Source organism: Corynebacterium hylobatis (genome assembly GCF_003955685.1).
GTDB classification, from domain to species: Bacteria; Actinomycetota; Actinomycetes; order Mycobacteriales; family Mycobacteriaceae; genus Corynebacterium; species Corynebacterium hylobatis.
In genome coordinates this window covers 1-17,150 of the sequence record NZ_RXHJ01000014.1, presented here as the reverse complement: position 1 = coordinate 17,150, position 17,150 = coordinate 1, and the positions used below count along the sequence as shown (strand labels likewise).

Annotated in this window: 11 protein-coding genes and 1 tRNA gene; 5 read left to right on the top strand and 7 right to left on the bottom strand. The window is 62.1% G+C overall.

Annotated features, from left to right (window positions below; translation table 11 throughout):
* Nucleotides 1–20 precede the first annotated feature (20 nt).
* The 7 genes from pknB to EAH68_RS10450 are packed head-to-tail and all read right to left on the bottom strand — an operon-like array spanning nt 21 to nt 8,940.
* Nucleotides 21–1,934, bottom strand: coding sequence for a Stk1 family PASTA domain-containing Ser/Thr kinase (gene pknB / locus EAH68_RS10480; protein WP_126121291.1), 1,914 nt, complete (start codon nt 1,932–1,934; stop codon nt 21–23).
* Nucleotides 1,934–3,478 (bottom strand): serine/threonine-protein kinase, encoded by a 1,545-nt coding sequence (locus tag EAH68_RS10475; RefSeq protein ID WP_126121290.1) that lies wholly within the window; start codon nt 3,476–3,478, stop codon nt 1,934–1,936. Before EAH68_RS10475 ends, pknB begins: the two co-directional genes overlap by 1 nt.
* On the bottom strand, nt 3,478–4,911 hold the full coding sequence (locus EAH68_RS10470; protein ID WP_126121289.1) for a penicillin-binding transpeptidase domain-containing protein: 1,434 nt from the start codon (nt 4,909–4,911) through the stop codon (nt 3,478–3,480). Before EAH68_RS10470 ends, EAH68_RS10475 begins: the two co-directional genes overlap by 1 nt.
* Nucleotides 4,908–6,269, bottom strand: a complete 1,362-nt coding sequence (locus tag EAH68_RS10465; protein WP_126121288.1) for an FtsW/RodA/SpoVE family cell cycle protein — start codon at nt 6,267–6,269, stop codon at nt 4,908–4,910. The genes EAH68_RS10470 and EAH68_RS10465 overlap by 4 nt, the downstream gene beginning before the upstream one ends.
* Entirely contained in the window at nt 6,270–7,679 is a 1,410-nt protein-coding gene (locus EAH68_RS10460; protein WP_126121287.1) for a PP2C family protein-serine/threonine phosphatase, read from the bottom strand. It lies immediately after the preceding gene.
* Nucleotides 7,676–8,137, bottom strand: coding sequence for an FHA domain-containing protein FhaB/FipA (locus tag EAH68_RS10455; RefSeq protein WP_126121286.1), 462 nt, complete (start codon nt 8,135–8,137; stop codon nt 7,676–7,678). Before EAH68_RS10455 ends, EAH68_RS10460 begins: the two co-directional genes overlap by 4 nt.
* A gap of 2 nt (nt 8,138–8,139) precedes the next feature.
* Nucleotides 8,140–8,940 carry an FHA domain-containing protein gene (locus EAH68_RS10450; protein WP_126121285.1) on the bottom strand — a complete coding sequence of 267 codons (801 nt, stop codon included), beginning with the start codon at nt 8,938–8,940 and terminating at the stop codon, nt 8,140–8,142.
* A gap of 304 nt (nt 8,941–9,244) precedes the next feature.
* Between EAH68_RS10450 and EAH68_RS10445 the strand changes: the two genes are divergently transcribed.
* The 5 genes from EAH68_RS10445 to EAH68_RS10425 all read left to right on the top strand — a co-directional run bounded on the left by EAH68_RS10445 (nt 9,245) and on the right by EAH68_RS10425 (nt 16,825).
* Nucleotides 9,245–9,328: transfer RNA gene (locus EAH68_RS10445), tRNA-Leu, on the top strand.
* Nucleotides 9,329–9,643: 315 nt separating this feature from the next.
* Nucleotides 9,644–12,343 carry a class I SAM-dependent DNA methyltransferase gene (locus tag EAH68_RS10440; protein WP_126121284.1) on the top strand — a complete coding sequence of 900 codons (2,700 nt, stop codon included), beginning with the start codon at nt 9,644–9,646 and terminating at the stop codon, nt 12,341–12,343.
* The gene (locus EAH68_RS10435) at nt 12,340–14,316 is read left to right on the top strand and encodes a DEAD/DEAH box helicase (RefSeq protein ID WP_126121283.1); all 1,977 of its coding nucleotides are present in this window, start codon (nt 12,340–12,342) and stop codon (nt 14,314–14,316) included. Before EAH68_RS10440 ends, EAH68_RS10435 begins: the two co-directional genes overlap by 4 nt.
* The gene (locus EAH68_RS10430) at nt 14,313–15,521 is read left to right on the top strand and encodes a GIY-YIG nuclease family protein (RefSeq protein ID WP_126121282.1); all 1,209 of its coding nucleotides are present in this window, start codon (nt 14,313–14,315) and stop codon (nt 15,519–15,521) included. The genes EAH68_RS10435 and EAH68_RS10430 overlap by 4 nt, the downstream gene beginning before the upstream one ends.
* Nucleotides 15,522–15,748: 227 nt before the next feature.
* Nucleotides 15,749–16,825, top strand: coding sequence for a PDDEXK family nuclease (locus EAH68_RS10425; RefSeq protein ID WP_126121281.1), 1,077 nt, complete (start codon nt 15,749–15,751; stop codon nt 16,823–16,825).
* Nucleotides 16,826–17,150 lie beyond the last annotated feature (325 nt).

Here is a 17,150-nt window from a genome sequence, read left to right as displayed (position 1 = left end):
AGCTCAGCGTCCGTTGAGGACTATGCGCCGGGGACGAGGACACCGACATCGAACTCCCAGTAGCGGACGGTGATGTCCTGGTTACTGCGGATGCGGGTGCCTTCGGCGGGCTCGGAGACGGCGATGAGGCCGGTGTCGAGAAGCGCGCCCGTGGCCACGGGATCCCCGGTGATCAGGCGGCCGGTCCAGCCCTGCTCACGCAGGTAGTCCAGGGCCTTGGACTCATCAAGTCTGGTGATGTCGGGCATGGTCAGTGCCAGGCCGGCGGAGACCTGCAGGGTGATGGTGGTACCGCGGGGGACCTCGGTGCCTTCGTCGCTGACGGAGACGACGCTGCCCTCGGGTTCCGCGGAGTCGACCATGCTCACCCGGGAGGTCAGTCCCAGGCTGCTGAGGGTGGCCTCGGCCTGGCCGATCTGCATGCCGGTCAGCGCGGGTACGCGGATGAGGGCGGGGCCGGTGGAGACGGTGATGGTCACCCGCGAGCCCTTGGAGATCTGTGAGCCGGCAGGTGGGTTCTGGTCCGTGATCTGCCCGGTGGGGACAGTCTCGGAGACCTCCTCCTCGACGTGCTGCTCGAGCAGGAGATCCGCCTCGGTCAGGGCGTCGGCGGCCTCCTGCGGGGTCAAGCCGATGAGGTCGGGCACATCGGTTATCTCGAGGCCGCTGGACACGGTCAGCGTGACGGTGGTGCCCCTCTGCAGCTGGGAACCGGCGGTGGGGTTGGTGCGGATGACCTCACCGCGGGTGACGTCGGGGGAGGGTTCCTCGTTGATGTCGACACGCAGTTCCAGCTCCTCGAGCCGGGTGACCGCCTCCTGGCGGGGCAGGCCGGTGACATCCGGGACCGCGACGGTCTGCGATAACGTGCCGGCACCGCCGTTGCGCTGCATATCCCACACAAACGCGCCACCCACACCCACGGCGATGAGCGTGAGCAGCGCGGCGAGCCACACCATCCAGCGGTTGCTTCTCTGTGCCGCCCTCTCCCGGCGTGCGGGCACAGCGGCGGTCAGGGTGGTGGGGGTGTCCTCGGATTCCTCGGCCGGTTCCACGGTGGTGATGTGGTGGCGGGCGGCGTCAGTGACCGCGTTGCGGGCCAGTTTGCGCAGGTCATCGCCCATGGCTGCGGCCGACTGGTAGCGGTCGGCGGGGTGTTTGGCCATGGCGGTGAGCACCACGGCGTCGACGTTGACTGCTGCGGTGGGGGAGAGGGGCGTGCTGATCAGTGAGGAGGGGGCGTCCGGCTCCTCCTGGACATGCTGGTAGGCGACGGCGAAGGGGGTCTCCCCCTCGAAGGGCGGTCGGCTGGTCAGCAGTTCGTAGAGGACACAGCCCAGGGCGTAGACATCGGAACGGCCGTCGGCGGCCTTGCCCCGCGCCTGCTCCGGGGAAAGGTACTGGGCGGTGCCGATGACCGCGGAGGTCTGCGTCATCGCGGAGGTGGAGTCGTCGAGCGCGCGGGCGATGCCGAAGTCCATCACCTTCACCTCACCGGTGTTGGTGATCATGATGTTCGCGGGCTTGACGTCGCGGTGGATGATGCCCGCGTCGTGGCTGACCTGCAGCGCCTCGGAGACGGGGATGAGGATCTCCGCCGCCCGGGCCGGCTCGAGGGGTCCCTCCTCCCGGATGATGTCGCGCAGGGTGCGGCCGTGGACGCGTTCCATGACGATGTAGGGCACGTCGGTGCCGTCCATGTCCGTCTCACCCGTGTCGTAGACGGCGACGATCGCCGGGTGGTTCAGTCGACCGGAGTTCTGCGCTTCCCGGCGGAAACGCTCCCGGAAGCTGATGTCGCGGGCGAGTTCGGGGCGGAGCATCTTCACGGCCACGTCACGGCCGATGAGGGTGTCCTGGGCGGCGTACACCTCGGACATGCCGCCGGAACCGATGACCTCGGCGAGCTGGTAGCGGTTGCTGAGCAGGGTCACTACGTTTCTCCGTTGGTCAGGAACGCCGGGCTGCCTGCGGACTCATCGTCCTCGGCCGGGGATGCGTCGGCTGTCGTGGGTGGTGCCTGGGTCGGCGTGGGAACTGCGGGCGTGGGCGTCGGGGTCGGTGCGACCGTCGGTGTGGGCGTCGGAGTTGCGGTCGGCGTGGGCGTCGCTGTGCCGGTCGGTCCGGGCGAGGAGGTCGGGGTCGGGGCCACTGTGGTGGGTGGGACCCCCTCGGTGACCGTCGGCTGCGGGCGGGGCGCCGGCTGCGGGACAGGAGCAGGCACGGTGGGGGTCACCCACTCGGTGACGACCTCCTGGGTGGTGGTCGCCGTGGTCGTCGGATCCGGGTCGGTCCCCTCATCCCCGCCGAAGAGGCCGGCCTGCCAGGCGAGGAAGGCCGCGCCGCCACCCAGAGCGGCGATGAGCAGGGCGATGACGAGCCCGGTGCGGAAACCCCCGCCCCCGCCCCCGGTTCCGGCACCGGCACCGGTCCCGCGGGTCGGGGTGGAACGGACAGCGGGGTGCGGCGGGATGGTCTGCGGGGCGGCGGCTGCGCCTGTGCCCGGGGCTGCCGTCGCGGGGCGCAGGGTCGTCGGGTGGGCGGTGGCCCCCAGCATGCGGGTCGACTCGGTGGGCGTGGGCTCGGGCGCCTGCCGGGTCATCGCCGCGGACTTCGGCTGCGGCGGGCGCTGGCCCAGACGCACTGCGGAGACGGCCAGGGCCATCTCGTTGCCGTCGGCGAAGCGCTGGCCGGGGTCCTTGCGCAGGGCGATACCGATGAGCTCCCGGGTCTGGGCGCTGACGGTCGTGGACAAGGCCGGCGGGGCCTGGCTGATGTGGGCCAGTGCCACAGAGACGGAGGAGTCACCGGTGAAGGGGCGGCGGCCGGCGAGCATCTCGTAACCGACGACGCCGAGCGAGTAGATGTCGCTGGTGGCGGTGACCTCCCGGCCCTGGGCCTGCTCCGGGGAGACGTACTGGGCGGTGCCCACGACCATGCCGGTGCGCGTGAGCGGCACCGCGGCGGCGGCCTTGGCGATGCCGAAGTCCGTGATCTTGACCTGCCCGTTCTGGGTGATCATGAGGTTGCCGGGCTTGATGTCGCGGTGGACCAGGTCCATGCGGTGGATGACGGACAGTCCGTGGGCGGACTGCTCGAGGACGTCGAGGGCCAGTTCCTCATCGAGGGTCTCCTCGCGGGCGAGCATGTCGGCCAGTGATTCACCGCGGATATACTCCATGACGATGAAGCAGAAGGTGTGGCCTGCCGGGTCAGGGACCTCGCGGTAGTCGTAGGTGCGCACGACGTTGTCGGAGTCGATCAGTTCGGCGGTCTCCGCCTCGTTGCGGAATCGGTCGAGAAATTCGCGGTTGTCGGAGAACTCCGGGCGCAGGACCTTGACCGCCACCTCCCGGTCGTTGCGGACGTCATCGGCCAGCCACACGGTGGACATGCCGCCGTGGCCGATGATCCACTGCAGGACATAGTCCTCGCCGACCAGTTCCTGGAGCCGCTCGCGGCCTGCCGTGTCACTCATCATGCACCCCCCGCGGCGTCGAGAACAGCGCGCCCGACCGGCGAGGCCACCTGGCCGCCGGTGGCGCCGCGGCCGTAACCGCCGCCGTCCTTGACCACCACGGCCACGGCCACATCCTGGTCGGGCAGGTAGGCCACGTACCAGGTGTGCGGCGGGGTGCCGTCGGCGCCGTGCTCGGCGGTACCCGTCTTGGAGGCGATACCCGCCCGCCCGCCGGAGGTGTTGCGCTCGGAGGCGAGCATGAGCTGCTCGAGCTGGCCGGCGACCTCCGGGGAGATGGCCTGGGTGATCTCGTTCGGCTCAGAGCTGCGCAGCTCCTCCAGATCACTGCCGGTGATCCGGTCAACGACGTAGGGCTCCATCCGGCGCCCGTCATTGGCGACGGTCGCGGCCATCACCGCGGCCTGCAGCGCCGACATGGTCACGTCGCGCTGGCCGATGGAGGTCTGGCCGAGGGCGGCGGCATCCGGGATGTCACCGAGGCTGCCCGGGGAGGTGGGCAGGCCGAGGTCGTAGTCCTCGCCGATGCCGAAGGCCTCGGCGGCCGAACGCATCTCGTCGGTGCCGACGTCGATGGCCATCTCCACGAAGGCGGTGTTGCAGGACAGCTCGAAGGCGGTCTCCAGGGTGACGGATCCGCCGCCGGCGCAGGCCTGGCCCGCGTAGTTGGTTAGGGACGTGTTCGTGCCCGGCAGGGTGATCGACGGCGCGCCGGTCAGCGATGAGCCGGCGGAGTAGCCGTTGTTCAGGCCCGCGGCGGTGGTGATGATCTTGAAGATCGACCCCGGCGGCAGTGTCTCCTGGCTGGCGTGGTTGATCAGGGGGTTACCGGGATCCGAGTTCAGGGCCTCCCAGGTGGCATCAGCGGTGGACGGGTTGACCAGCGGGTTCGGGTCGAAACCGGGGGAGGAGGCCAGGGCCAGGACCGCGCCGCTGGAGGGGCGCATGGCGACGACCGCACCCTCGTAGTTGTTGGCCGTCAGCTGCTGGTGGGCGACCTCCTGCATCCGCGGGTCGATGGTGAGCTCCAGGTTCGCGCCGGCGGTGTCCCGGCCGGTGAGCACGTCCATCCAGCGGGAGGCGAACAGCGAGGAGTCGGTGCCGTTGAGCACCCCGTTGTAGGAGGACTCCAGTCCGGAGGCACCGTAGCGGTCGGAGAGGAAACCGGTCACCGAGCCGAAGGCGGCAGGGTTCTCGGAGGGGTAGGAACGCTGGTAGAGGCCTTCCTCATCGGCGGCGGAGGAGGCCAGCACCATGCCGCCGGCCGAGATCTGCCCGCGCGGGGTGGACTTGAGCTCGTAGAAACCACGCTGGTTGAGCGGGTTGCTGGCGTACTCCTCCTCGCGGAAGGCGTGGATGATGGTGAGGTTGACCAGCAGGACCAGGGTGAGGAGGAGGGCGAAGATGGAGACGAAACGGATGGAACGATTCATCGCGTGACTCCCGGTTCAGGCTGGGAGGGGAACAGACCGGTGCCGGAGGGCAGTTCGATGCCCGGGGCCTGCTCTGCCGGGCGGCGGGCGGAATGGGAGATCCGCAACAGCAGGCCCAACAGGATGTAGTTGGCCATGAGCGAGGAACCGCCGGCCGACATGAAGGGGGTGGTCAGGCCGGTCATCGGCATGAGCGCGGAGATGCCGGCGGTGACCACGAAGACCTGGATGGCGATGGTCAGCGACAGGCCGCCGGCGACGAGCTTGCCGTAGGAGTCGCGCACCTGCAGGGAGGCTCGGAATCCGCGGGCCACCAGCAGTGCGAAGAGAACGAGGACGGCGGCCAGGCCGATCAGGCCGAGCTCCTCACCGACGGCGGCGAGGATGAAGTCGGAGTGGGCGACGGGCACGATCTCCGGGTTGCCCTGGCCGATGCCGGTGCCGGTGACCCCGCCCCAGGACATGCCGAACAGGGCCTGGGAGAGCTGGTATCCGGTGGAGTCGTAGTTGGCCACGGGATCGAGGAAGTTGGTCACGCGCTCCTGGATCTTGTCCGAGACCTGGTACACGGCGGCGCCGCCGGCGGCGACCAGCGCCAGGCCGATGAGAAGCCAGGAACCCCGGCCGGTGGCCAGGTACATCATGCCCAGGACGGTGGTGAACAGCAGCAGCGCCGGGCCGAAGTCGTTGGAGACGGCCATGATGAGGATCGCGATGGCCCACACCGCCAGGATCGGCGCGAGGTCCCGCAGACGCGGGAAGTCGATGCCCAGGAAGCGGTAGCCGGCGACGGTGAACAGGGCACGCTTGGTCACCAGCAGCTGCGCGAAGAAGAGCAGCAGCAGGATCTTGGAGAACTCACCGGGCTGCACGGAGAACGGGCCGATGGAGATCCAGATGCGGGCGTCGGCGTTGATGGACGTCGGCCACACCAGGGGCAGGGCCAGCAGCACCAGGCCCACCACTCCCAGGAGGTAGGAGTACTTGGTCAGGACCTTGTGGTCCCGGATGGTCACCAGCACGCCGATGAGCAGCACGATGCCCACCAGCGTCCACATCACCTGCCGGCTGGCCATCGAGGTGCCGGTGGCCAGGTCGAGGCGGTGGATGGTCACCAGGCCGATGCCGTTGAGCAGGGCGGCGATGGGCAGCATGAGCTGGTCCGCCTGCGGGGCGAAGATGAGCAGCCCGATGTGCGCGACGGCGAAGACCACGATGAAGCCGCCGATGAGCCACAGCATGTCGGTGCTCAGGACGTTGCCCTGGCTCAGCTCCAGGCCGGCCAGCATCATGGTGAGGACGATCGCCGCGAGGATGAGCAGACTCAGCTCAGTGCGGCGGGAGAGGAAGCGGGACATCTAGGACACCTCCCGGCAGTTGATGCCCGGGCGGGAGAGATCCCCGCCGGTGGTTGCAGGATCCTCGCCTTCCGGCGGGTTCTCCCGGTCGATGCACACGGGCAGGGCCTGGTCAGCCAGGCGGCGCAGCTGCTGGGTGACCTCGTCGTAGGAGCCCGTGGCCAGTCCCGCGACGGAGTTGCGGGCTGATTCGGGCAGGGCCTGCAGGGTGAACGGTGAGCAGGTCTCGGTGCTGCCCACGTCGACCAGGCGGAGTGCACCTGCCTCGTTGAGGCAGGTCTCCTGGTAGGGGGAGTGCAGGTCACGGCCGAAGACGGAGAAGTTGACTCCACTCTCGATGACCAGACGGTCCTCCTCGTTCGTGGTGATGAAATAGGAGTTGTTGACGGCAGAGTACACCCACCAGCCACCGCCGACCAGGGCGATGAGCACCAGCAGGGTGACGATCAGTGCAGGGAGACGAAATCCGCCCCGGGGGGCGGCATCATCCGCCGTGCCGGCAGTCACCTCCTGTGCCCCGGAGGGCACCGCTTTCACTTCCCCCTCGGGGGTGATGGTCTTCGGTTGGCGCGACAGCAGTGCCGCGCGGCCGGCGGCGGTGTCCGGATGGGACTGCTCCTCCGGCTCCCCCATCAGGGCGCCCACGGTGACTGGCGTGGCGGGGAGTTCGGCCAGGGCGGCCTCGTCCAGCCGGTCGGTCTCCACGACGTCGGCGACGACGACGGTGATGTTGTCCGGGCCGCCGGAACGCAGCGCCAGCTCGATGAGCCGTTGTGCGGCGACGGTGGGTGTGCCCTCCACCAGCGTCTGGGCGATGGTGGAGGCCGTCACCGGGTCGGAGAGTCCGTCGCTGCACAGCAGGATGCGGTCGCCGGGGCGGGCGTCGATGTTCGCCAGCGTCGGCTGCACCGGCCGGCCTGTGTAGGCCTTGAGGATCAGGGACTTCTGCGGGTGGGAGGACACATCCTCCGGGTCGAGGCGGCCCTCGTCGACGAGCGACTGCACGAAGGTGTCGTCGACGGTGATCTGGCTGAGTTCACCGTCGCGCAACCGGTAACCGCGGGAATCACCGACGTGGATCAGGCCGAAGCCACGGCCGTTGAACATCAGGGCGGTCAGGGTGGTGCCCATGCCGTCGTGCTCCGGCTGCTGGTGGATCGCCTCGGCGATCTCCCGGTTTGCGTCATCGGCCACGCTGCCCAGCAGGGCGAGCATGTCGTTGTCGTCGGGGTCGGCGTCGAGGCGCTCGAGATGGGTGACCATCATCTGGCTGGCGATCTCACCGGCTGCGTGGCCACCCATGCCGTCGGCGATGATCAGCATGTTGGGGCCCGCATAGGCGGAGTCCTCGTTGTTGCCGCGGACCAGGCCGCGGTCGGAGAGCGCCGCATAATTCAGTCTCAGACTCACGGAACCAACCTCACTGTCGTCCGGCCGACCTTGATGTCGGAGCCAACGCCCACCTGTTCGGGCTGATCAATACGTGCGCCGTTGACGAAGGTGCCGTTACGGGAATCCAGGTCCTCCACGAACCAGTCGGAACCCCGCCGGAACAACCGCGCGTGGCGTGCCGAGGCGAAGTCATCACCCAACTGGAAATCGCTGTCGGGGGAACGACCCATCACCACCTCCTCCAGTGTGCCCACGGCCATGTGCGAGCCCTTCAGGGGGCCCTCCACCACAGCCAGCTGCTTCGCCGCTTCTCGACGCCCCGGGACCACCGTCCGGCGCGGAGCCGCCGGCGCGCTGGTCTGCACACCACCGGCGAGTTTGACGTCCCGGTACATGGCGCGCACCGCCATGAAGATGAAGAACCACAGGAGCAGCAGCAGGCCGATCCTGAAGATCTGCAGGACAATCGAATCCACTGCTACCTCCTGGCCGATGCACGGGTCGGATCCACGATCCGGACCTCAATATGCGAATGGCCGATCGTGATGACATCACCGTCGGCGAGCAGCCAGTTGTCCACCGGGGTGTCATTGACAGTGGTGCCGTTCGTCGACTGCAGGTCCGCCAGCACGGCGTCCTGCCCGTCCCACGTGATCTCCGCGTGCTGCCGGGACACACCCGTGTCGGGCAGCCGGAAATCGGCGTCGTTGGAACGACCGATGATGTTGGACCCGTCCTTCACCAGGAAGGTCCGGCTTGACCCGTCCTGCAGCAGCAGGGTGACCACCGGCTGTGTCGGTGCCTCGGTCACTTCGGTGGGGGCATCGTGCTCGGTCATGTTCTCCTCCTGAGGTGCGGGCTGGTCAGTACTGATGGCATCGAAACCGCTGTCATCCGACGGTGCGTCATCCCGGTAGGAGGACACCCGCAGCTGGCCCGTGTGCAGACCGGACTCCTCCGCGATGCGGACGAGCACCGGGCCGGTCACGTGCCAGCTGCGGTTACGGCAGTAGCGGGTCATCTGGTCGGCGAAGGCGCGCGGCAGATCCGGGTTCGCCTGCGAGAGGTTCTCCAGATCCTTCGAGGACACACCGACCAGATAGATGTTCGGGGCGGTGACCACCCCGTCTTCATCAACGAGGTTGTCCTCCGCCTCCTGTTTCAGCAACTCCTCGATCTCGGCGGGAACAACCTTCCCGCCGAAGATCAGCGCGAATCCGTTATCGAGACCGCGCTGCAGAGCACTGTCGAGCCTGGCAAAACGGGCCATGAGGGACATGACACGCGGCCTCCTTTCCAACAGACGGCAAACCAGCAATATGGCGCGGAGGACCACCCCCGCGCGCATGATGTGCACCATTATAGGGTCCGGATGGGTGGGAAACGTAGGCAGGAAAACCGACCAAGCGGTCCGAAACATCGGTTTTGGTGGGGTTTCCACCTTGTCTACGGGTGTTTCCGTCCGCCTGTCGGCCATGGAAATATGAGATGTGCTGCGGATTTGTCCTTTCCGTCCACCCCCTGTTATCTTAATTAAGTCCGCACAGCAGGACGGCACACGCCGTACAGCTGTAGCACCACCCGCCCGGGTGGCGGAATTGGCAGACGCGCTGGCTTCAGGTGCCAGTGTTCGCAAGAACGTGGGGGTTCAAGTCCCCCCCCGGGCACAACGTGCAGTTCTCGAACTGCGGCAGCCGGAGGTCACAAACTCGAAAGAGTATGTGACCTCCGGTTTTGTCTGTTTTCGGCACCCGGGGGCCATGAAATGTGCTTTGGGGGAGTTTCGGGCGCAAGTTCTGGTTTCAGGCTGTCTCCAGTCACTTTGGAGGAGTTTAGATTATCTCGCCTTTTATATCGACCTTTATTGTTCAACGCAGCCACGTGGGGTCCGTCACCCTTTACCAACAGTCGTTAAGAGGGCGGTGCTGGCACTCCGATAAGCTTGGAGCAAAGAAATTTAATGATAAATAAGGAGCTTGGGTGTGGCTAGACTCAATTTGCGAGCGGTAGAAGACCGTGTAGCACCGCTCGGAGGGCATGAATCCTACGATCGCGGTTTTATCTTCGACTTGCTCCTGGCTTACGGGAAACCGAAGGGCAACGTAACGCGACTCCGCAAGGGATCGCTCAACGTCGCAGCCGATCCTGATCACGAGGTCGCACAGAAGAACGTCGTTTACTTCCGAGAGACCACGGGGGATCCGCTCCGCGACGTGGAGGAGTTACGGACCTCGCCCCACGTCGTGCGTTACAACCCCCGGTTCGTCATCGCCACGGACTACTCGGAGCTCCTCGCCGTCGACATGAAGACGAGCGAGAACTTGATGATCCCGATCCGGGACATCGATAAGCACTTCACCTTCTTCCTGCCCTGGGCCGGGATGGAGAAGGCATATTATGTCGCCGAGGCACACGCCGACGTCAAGGCGGCCGAGCGCATGGGCAAGCTCTTCGACGAGTTGCTCAAAACAAACCCTGACTTGCTGGATCTCCCATACGGCCGGCAGGCGCTCAATGTGTTCTTCACAAGACTGCTGTTTTGCTTCTTTGCCGAAGACACGGGCATTTTCACCGATAACCAGTTCACTAACGCCGTTGGCTCACACACGCAAGCTGATGGATCGGATGTCGATGATTTCCTTAGCGATGTGTTCACAGCTCTCGATACCGCTGACCCACAGGATAAACCCGCGCGTCTCGCGGCCTTCCCCTATGTGAACGGCCGCTTGTTCACAGTGCGCGAGAAGGACGTCGTCCCGAAGTTCACGAAGCGCGCCCGCGACCTGCTCATAGAGCTGGGCACGTTGATGTGGCAGGAGATCAACCCGGACATTTTCGGGTCCATGTTCCAAGCGATCGTCACACCGGGGAAGCGGTCGGATCTCGGGCAGCACTATACGTCAGTGCCGAATATTCTCAAGACAATTGAGCCGTTATTTCTCGATGAACTCAAGGAGGAATTCGACGCCGGGTTCGACAACGTGAAGAAGCTTGAGCCCCTGCTCGACCGGATCAGTGAGATTAAGATTTTTGATCCGGCCTGTGGGTCAGGAAACTTCCTCGTCATCGCATACAAAGAACTACGCCGCCTCGAGCACGCAATCCTGGAACGACTCGCCGAACTAACCCCCAAACACCAAGTCCTTTTCGCTGAGTCGAAGATCAACATCGAGAACTTCTACGGCATCGAGATTGACGATTTCGCAGTGGAAATAGCGATCCTGTCGATGTGGATTGCCAAGCACCAAATGAACGCCGAGTTCAAGGAAAAGTTCGGTGTCTCTATCCCTTTGATTCCGCTCAAGGAGACCGGTCGAATCCAACCAGGTAACTCAATCACCATTGATTGGGATTCCGTATGTCCAAACAACCGTATAGATGAGATCTATGTTCTTGGCAATCCTCCATACCTGGGGAGCCGTAATCAATCTGCCGAACAAAAACAGGATCTTGCAGCAGTTACATCGAAGTACAAGAGTCTTGATTATGTATCCGCTTGGCTAATCAAGGGATCTGGCTACATTCGTGATACGGCAGCAAAACTCTCGTTCGTCACTACGAACTCAATCACACAAGGCGAGCAAGTGGGGCTTCTCTGGCCGCAAGTGTTAGCTCAAGACCTTGAAATCGGATTCGCTTACACGTCGTTCAAATGGTCCAATCATGCCAAGAAATCTGCGGGGGTCACCTGTGTTGTGCTTGGGATCCGCAACATATCGTCCGATCCGAAATATATCTTTACGGATGAAATCCGACTTGACGCCAAGCGTATTAATCCGTATCTCGCTGATGGTCCTGACATCTGGATCAGTCGACGTAGCGCCCCCTTATCTGAATTACCTAAGCTCGGATTCGGATCCATGCCGAATGACGGTGGGAATTTGATCCTAACCGACTCAGAGAAAGATGATCTTCTCGCTACAGCACCACAACTGCGTCCTTACCTTCGAGGGTTTAGTGGCTCTGACGAGTTCATTAAGGGTAAAACCCGGTGGTGCCTGGTTATCCCGGACGACGCCGTCAGCGAAGCTTCTAAGATTCCCGCAATCAAGCGACGGCTCGATGGAATCCGCGCTCACCGGGAGAAGAGCACAGAAAAATCAACGAACGCCAAAGCCGCAACTCCGAACCACTTCTACTTTTGGGCACATCAGGACACTGAATCCGTGATTGTTCCCGCGACTTCGTCTGAGCGTCGCGAATACATCCCCATTGGCTATCTCGATAAGAATGTTGTGATCTCCAACTCCGCAAACGCTGCATATGATGTCAAGCCGTGGGTGTTTGCCTTACTAACCTCAAAATCTCATATGGTTTGGTTAAGATCCGTCGGCGGCAAGTTGAAGACTGACTACCGCTATTCCAATACGATTGTCTATAACAACTTCCCCGTCCCGCCGCTCTCGAACAGGGTGAAGGAGCAGCTGACGGTCGTCGCGCTCCGGGTACTGGATGTACGTGAGTACCACTGCGAGAAAACGCCCGCCGAGCTCTACGACCCCGAAAAGATGCCCAATGACCTCCGGGCAGCGCACGCGGAGGTAGACCTACTGGTGGATTCGCTCTACTCGAAACGCAAGTATGAAACGGACGAGGAACGTCTGTCGGACCTTTTCGCCATGTACGAGAAAATGGTTACTGAAGAAGAGGCGAAAAAGCCTGTAAAGAGGGGTAGAAAATGACGAAGAGCGCGAACATTGTTGATGTTACCTATGCGCAGACGGGTGCCTCAGTACATACCGATGAGCTCGGAATGCGAGAGATGCAGCAGCGGGTCTTCGCCAAGAGGGATGCTCAGCACCTACTTATCAAGGCCCCGCCAGCTTCGGGCAAGTCCCGGGCGCTGATGTTCGTCGCGCTCGACAAGCTCTATAACCAGGGACGGAAGAAGGTCATCGTCGCAGTCCCGGAACGCTCAATCGGCGCATCGTTCTCCTCAACGAAGTTGACCTCGCACGGGTTCTTCGCGGATTGGGAGATCAAACCCGAGCACAACCTCACCACCCCAGGTTCCTCGGCGGGCAAAGTCGACAAGTTCCTCGACTTTCTCAATGGTCCTGACGCGACACTGGTTTGTACGCACGCAACGCTGCGCTTCGCCTTCGAGCGGCTCGCTCCCGACGCCTTCAACGGGACGGTGCTGGCCATCGACGAGTTCCACCATGTCTCGGCAGACACCGAGTCCAGTCGTCTCGGGGCGCTGCTGCGCGACGTGATGGCGGGCTCGGACGTGCACATCGTCGCCATGACCGGCTCCTACTTCCGGGGTGACTCGGTGCCCGTGCTGTCCCCTGAGGACGAAGCGCAGTTCACGCCGGTAGCGTTCAACTACTACGACCAGCTCAACGGGTATGCACATCTCAAGTCGCTCGGCATTGGTCACCACTTCTATCAGGGCCGCTATACGGAGGCGATCGACGAGGTCCTGGACCTGGACAAGAAGACGATCCTACACATACCGAACGTGAACTCGGGTGAGTCGACGAAGGACAAGATCGAAGAGGTCGGGTTCATCATCGACACTATCGGTGATGTTATTGACACTGAGCCCGATACCGGGATCATCCGCATCCGCCGCAAAGATAATGGTCAGGTGCTGCGTGTCGCTGATCTCGTCGACGACGCTGACCAGAAAAAGCGGGCGGACACGCTCCACTACCTCGCGACAGTCGCATCTAAAGATCGCGATGCTGCGGACATCATCATTGCCCTTGGCATGGCTAAGGAAGGCTTCGACTGGCCCTTCGCCGAGCACGCCCTGACCGTCGGATACCGGGCCTCGCTGACCGAGATCATCCAGATCATCGGCCGGGTCACCCGAGACAGCCCCGGAAAACCCCACGCCCAGTTCACGAACCTCATCGCCGAGCCCGACGCCACACAGGGCGAGGTAAAGCTCTCGGTGAACAACATGCTCAAAGCCATCACCGCGTCGCTACTGATGGAGCAGGTGCTTGCCCAGAACTTCAACTTCAAGACCAAACGCGGCAACGACGACGTCCCGGAGCCTGGCACGATCAAGATTCACGGGTTCAAAGAACCCTCGACCCAACGGGTAAAACAGATCGTCGAAACCGATCTCAATGATCTAAAAGCCAACATCCTCCAGGATGACGCCTTTGCCCGGGCCGCCGCAGGGAACCTGGACCCTCAGATGACGAACAAAGTGCTGATCCCGAAGATCATCCGCGAACGCTACCCCGACTTGGACGATGGCCAGGTAGAAGAGCTGCGCCAGCAGGTCATCGTCGACTCCGTCATCAAGAACGGTGAGGTCCGCGAAGTCGGCGATAAGCGGTTCGTGAAGATGGCCGAGAAGTTCGTCAACATCGACGACATCAATATCAATCTCATTGACTCCGTGAATCCTTTCCAGCGGGCATTTGAGGTCATGTCGAAGTCGGTGACGCCATCGGTACTGCGGATTATCTCTGACTCAATCGCCGCGACCCGCGTGGAGATTTCCGAGGAGGAGGCTCTGGCGCTCTTCCCGAAGATTCAGCAGTGGTTCAAAGTTAATGGTCGAAAGCCTGATCGTCGCTCCGAGGACCTGACAGAGAAGCGCTACGCCGAGGTGTTGGTGTTCCTCCAGCGCCTCAAGCAACAACGTCTGGCCGAGAAGAAACAGGCAGCACAAGCAGGAGAATTGTCATGACAGATTCTGAGAAGCAGACAGTAGACACCGGATCACACGAATCCTCCGTTGAGGACGCACTCCAGCGCCTACTCGACTCCGATGTCGACGGATTACTTGACGCTCCGGAGAAGCCGAAGAAAGTTACCTCAAGCGACCGGCTTGAACGAGCATTTCTCGAGGTGGTTGAGTTTCATCGCGAGCACGGGAGGATCCCAAGCTCAACGACCCGGGAAATCGCCGAACGCAAGCTCGGAGCCAGACTCGACGGGATTCTCGCCAACGAAGAGAAGATCGCAGCACTCAAGCACCTCGATGAGTTCGGGCTCCTCGATGAGCTAGAACCGCCGGCATCGATTGATGATTTGCTCGATGGTGATGACTTCGATCTCTTGGGTGATGAGACCGGTATTCTCGATGTCTCTGATCTTCCCGCCCGCAAGAGTCCTACTGAGAAGTTTGATAGTGCGCAGCGGAAGAAAGCCATGGATTTCGAGGTCTTTGAGCCTCTGTTTAAGGCTAAACATCAGGAACTTGCTAATGGGGCTGCGAAACTTATGCCTTTCCCTGGTAGGCAACATATCGTTGAGGGCGCGTTCTTCGTTCTCAACGGCGTTATGTTGTTTGTCGCGGAAGTCGGTGACCCTGAATATAAGAAAACCACTACACGCGAAAATCTTCGAGAACGGCTGCGGGTGATCTTCGAAAATGGTACTGAATCATCTATGTATCGACAGTCGCTAGGAAACAGGATGAGTGACGGACAAAGTGACGGTCGAATTATCGTGCCCGCAACTTCTGATTCTATTCTCGCCGAGGACACCGCAACCGGCTATGTCTACGTACTGCGCTCCCTTAGTGATGACCCACAGATCACGAACGTACCCAATCTGTACAAGGTGGGATTCTCCCGTGGCCCCGTCGAGAAGCGTATTGCCGGTGCAAAACATGCACCTACCTACCTCATGGCCCCGGTGGAAATCATCGCGAGCTACCGCACCTATAACCTCAAAGCCTCCGCGTTGGAGCACCTCCTGCACCGCGTGTTTGCCGAAGCGCGGCTCCAGGTGAGCCAGGTGGGCAAGGATGGCCGTACCTACGAACCTTCCGAGTGGTTCAGCGTGCCGCTTCCTGTCATCAACCAAGCAATTGATCTCATCACCACAGGAGACATTGTCAACTACACCTACGACGTAGCTTCTCAGCGTCTCGTGAAACGCGATTGAACACCGGGAGTGTCCTAGTCGTTCAGCAGGAACTGGCCCGGTCTTATATCGCTGGCAGGCTCTTCGCTCAGCTCCTCCAAAAAGGAAGCGTTGTTCTCCTCTAGAAACAGTTCATTTACATGAAAGGGATGTTAGCGCTGGAAGAGGTTCCCAGTTGGGAGATGTATTTGCGTGGAGGGCTGCCCTGGCTCCTCCACGCAACCTTTTCCAAAGCATAGTGTGGAGACATGGCGAATCTTCTCCGAGTTCAAGGTAAATCTTCAGCCGTATGTGAGCGAACGAGCATGGAGGAACAAAAATTCGGAGAAGCCTCCGACTTGGAAGAGTGGATCATCGAGCATCCCGAAGTTATCGATCCCGCAATGATGGTCGTTACGACCCAGTTCGACCGATGGGCCTCAGCAGTGGGGGCGTCGTTGGAACGCCTCGATATTCTCGGTTTGTCGACCTCCGGCGAGCTGGTCGTTATCGAGCTCAAGCGGGTCAAGGATAAGACTGTTCATCTGCAGGCGTTGACTTACGCTGCGCTGGTGTCCAGCTTTACACTCGATCTCCTCGCCCAAGTGCACGCTGCCTGGTATAACAAGCGTATCCAGCCGGTGGAGAAAATGATTGACGCCCAAGCCAAGGAGAAATTGAAGGGCTTCGTCGAGGCCGAGAACGATGGGGAAGAAGAGCTAGTCTTCGCCTTGCCCAGGATCGTCCTGGTTGCCCCGGATTTCCCCTCACCGGTATTGACAACAGTTCAGTGGCTGAGTGAGGTTGCCCCGGACGTGACGATTGAATGCCACCAGTACGAACTGTTCGACCTCTCTTCGGGAAATAACGAGTCTGATGTGATGGTCAGTTTTAACCGCATCTTCCCAGTGGAGGACATGGAGAGGATCCGGCTGCGCGCTCAATCTCCCCGGGTTTCTGTGGCGAAGGAGCAGCGTTCACGACAAACACCCGCAGTGGTCAGGATTGCAGAAAAGAACCTGATTCCGGAGGGTGCCCGAATCACCTTTGACCCTTCGACCAGGGTGAATAAGGACAGCGTCGCTATCGTGCAGGCGTGGCTCGAGGGGGACCCGGCCCGATGGGCTTTCACGTGGGATCCTCATCCCCGGGAGCCTCTGCGCTGGGGGTTAGAGCCAGATAAACGATGGGGACCGACCGCCCTGCGAGACGAGCTCTTTGAGCGGGCCGGGGCACCCAAAGCGAACTTCGCAGCGACCGAGGCGTTCTTCTTTGAAGGGGAGCACCTGGCGGTCGTAGCCGGCAGGGATTCATCTGGCGGGAATGACTTAAGTGAACTCGTGTGAGCCCTAGGTTTAGCTCCCGCGTTTCCTTATAGAGACTGCGCTGCTTCGCCGACTCGATCTCTTCACGCCGGCGCTCCAGGATCCCTGTGCGCTCAATGGCATCATTGAGGCCATTGGCTCGGATTGCTTTAACAGCGCATGAGATTAGGGATGCTTAACAAGGGAGAGAAGTAGATGACCAGGAACACACCCAACGTAGGGCCACCTCCGGGAGTTCGTTATGTCTGTACCGAATGTGGGCGGAAAACTCAGGTGAACCGAAAGACAAAGGAGGTTTATTGGCTCTTCACGATTCAGAGTGCGTAGCTGACCACGAGGTGGGGCT

Bases quoted from the DNA above. Each gene is read 5' to 3' on its own strand.
- EAH68_RS10430 (WP_126121282.1), top strand. From the start codon at position 14,313: ATGACAGATTCTGAGAAGCAGACAGTAGACACCGGATCACACGAATCC.
- EAH68_RS10470 (WP_126121289.1), bottom strand. From the start codon at position 4,911: ATGAATCGTTCCATCCGTTTCGTCTCCATCTTCGCCCTCCTCCTCACC.
- EAH68_RS10465 (WP_126121288.1), bottom strand. From the start codon at position 6,269: ATGTCCCGCTTCCTCTCCCGCCGCACTGAGCTGAGTCTGCTCATCCTC.
- EAH68_RS10475 (WP_126121290.1), bottom strand. From the start codon at position 3,478: ATGAGTGACACGGCAGGCCGCGAGCGGCTCCAGGAACTGGTCGGCGAG.
- EAH68_RS10450 (WP_126121285.1), bottom strand. From the start codon at position 8,940: ATGTCCCTCATGGCCCGTTTTGCCAGGCTCGACAGTGCTCTGCAGCGC.
- EAH68_RS10425 (WP_126121281.1), top strand. From the start codon at position 15,749: ATGGCGAATCTTCTCCGAGTTCAAGGTAAATCTTCAGCCGTATGTGAG.
- EAH68_RS10435 (WP_126121283.1), top strand. From the start codon at position 12,340: ATGACGAAGAGCGCGAACATTGTTGATGTTACCTATGCGCAGACGGGT.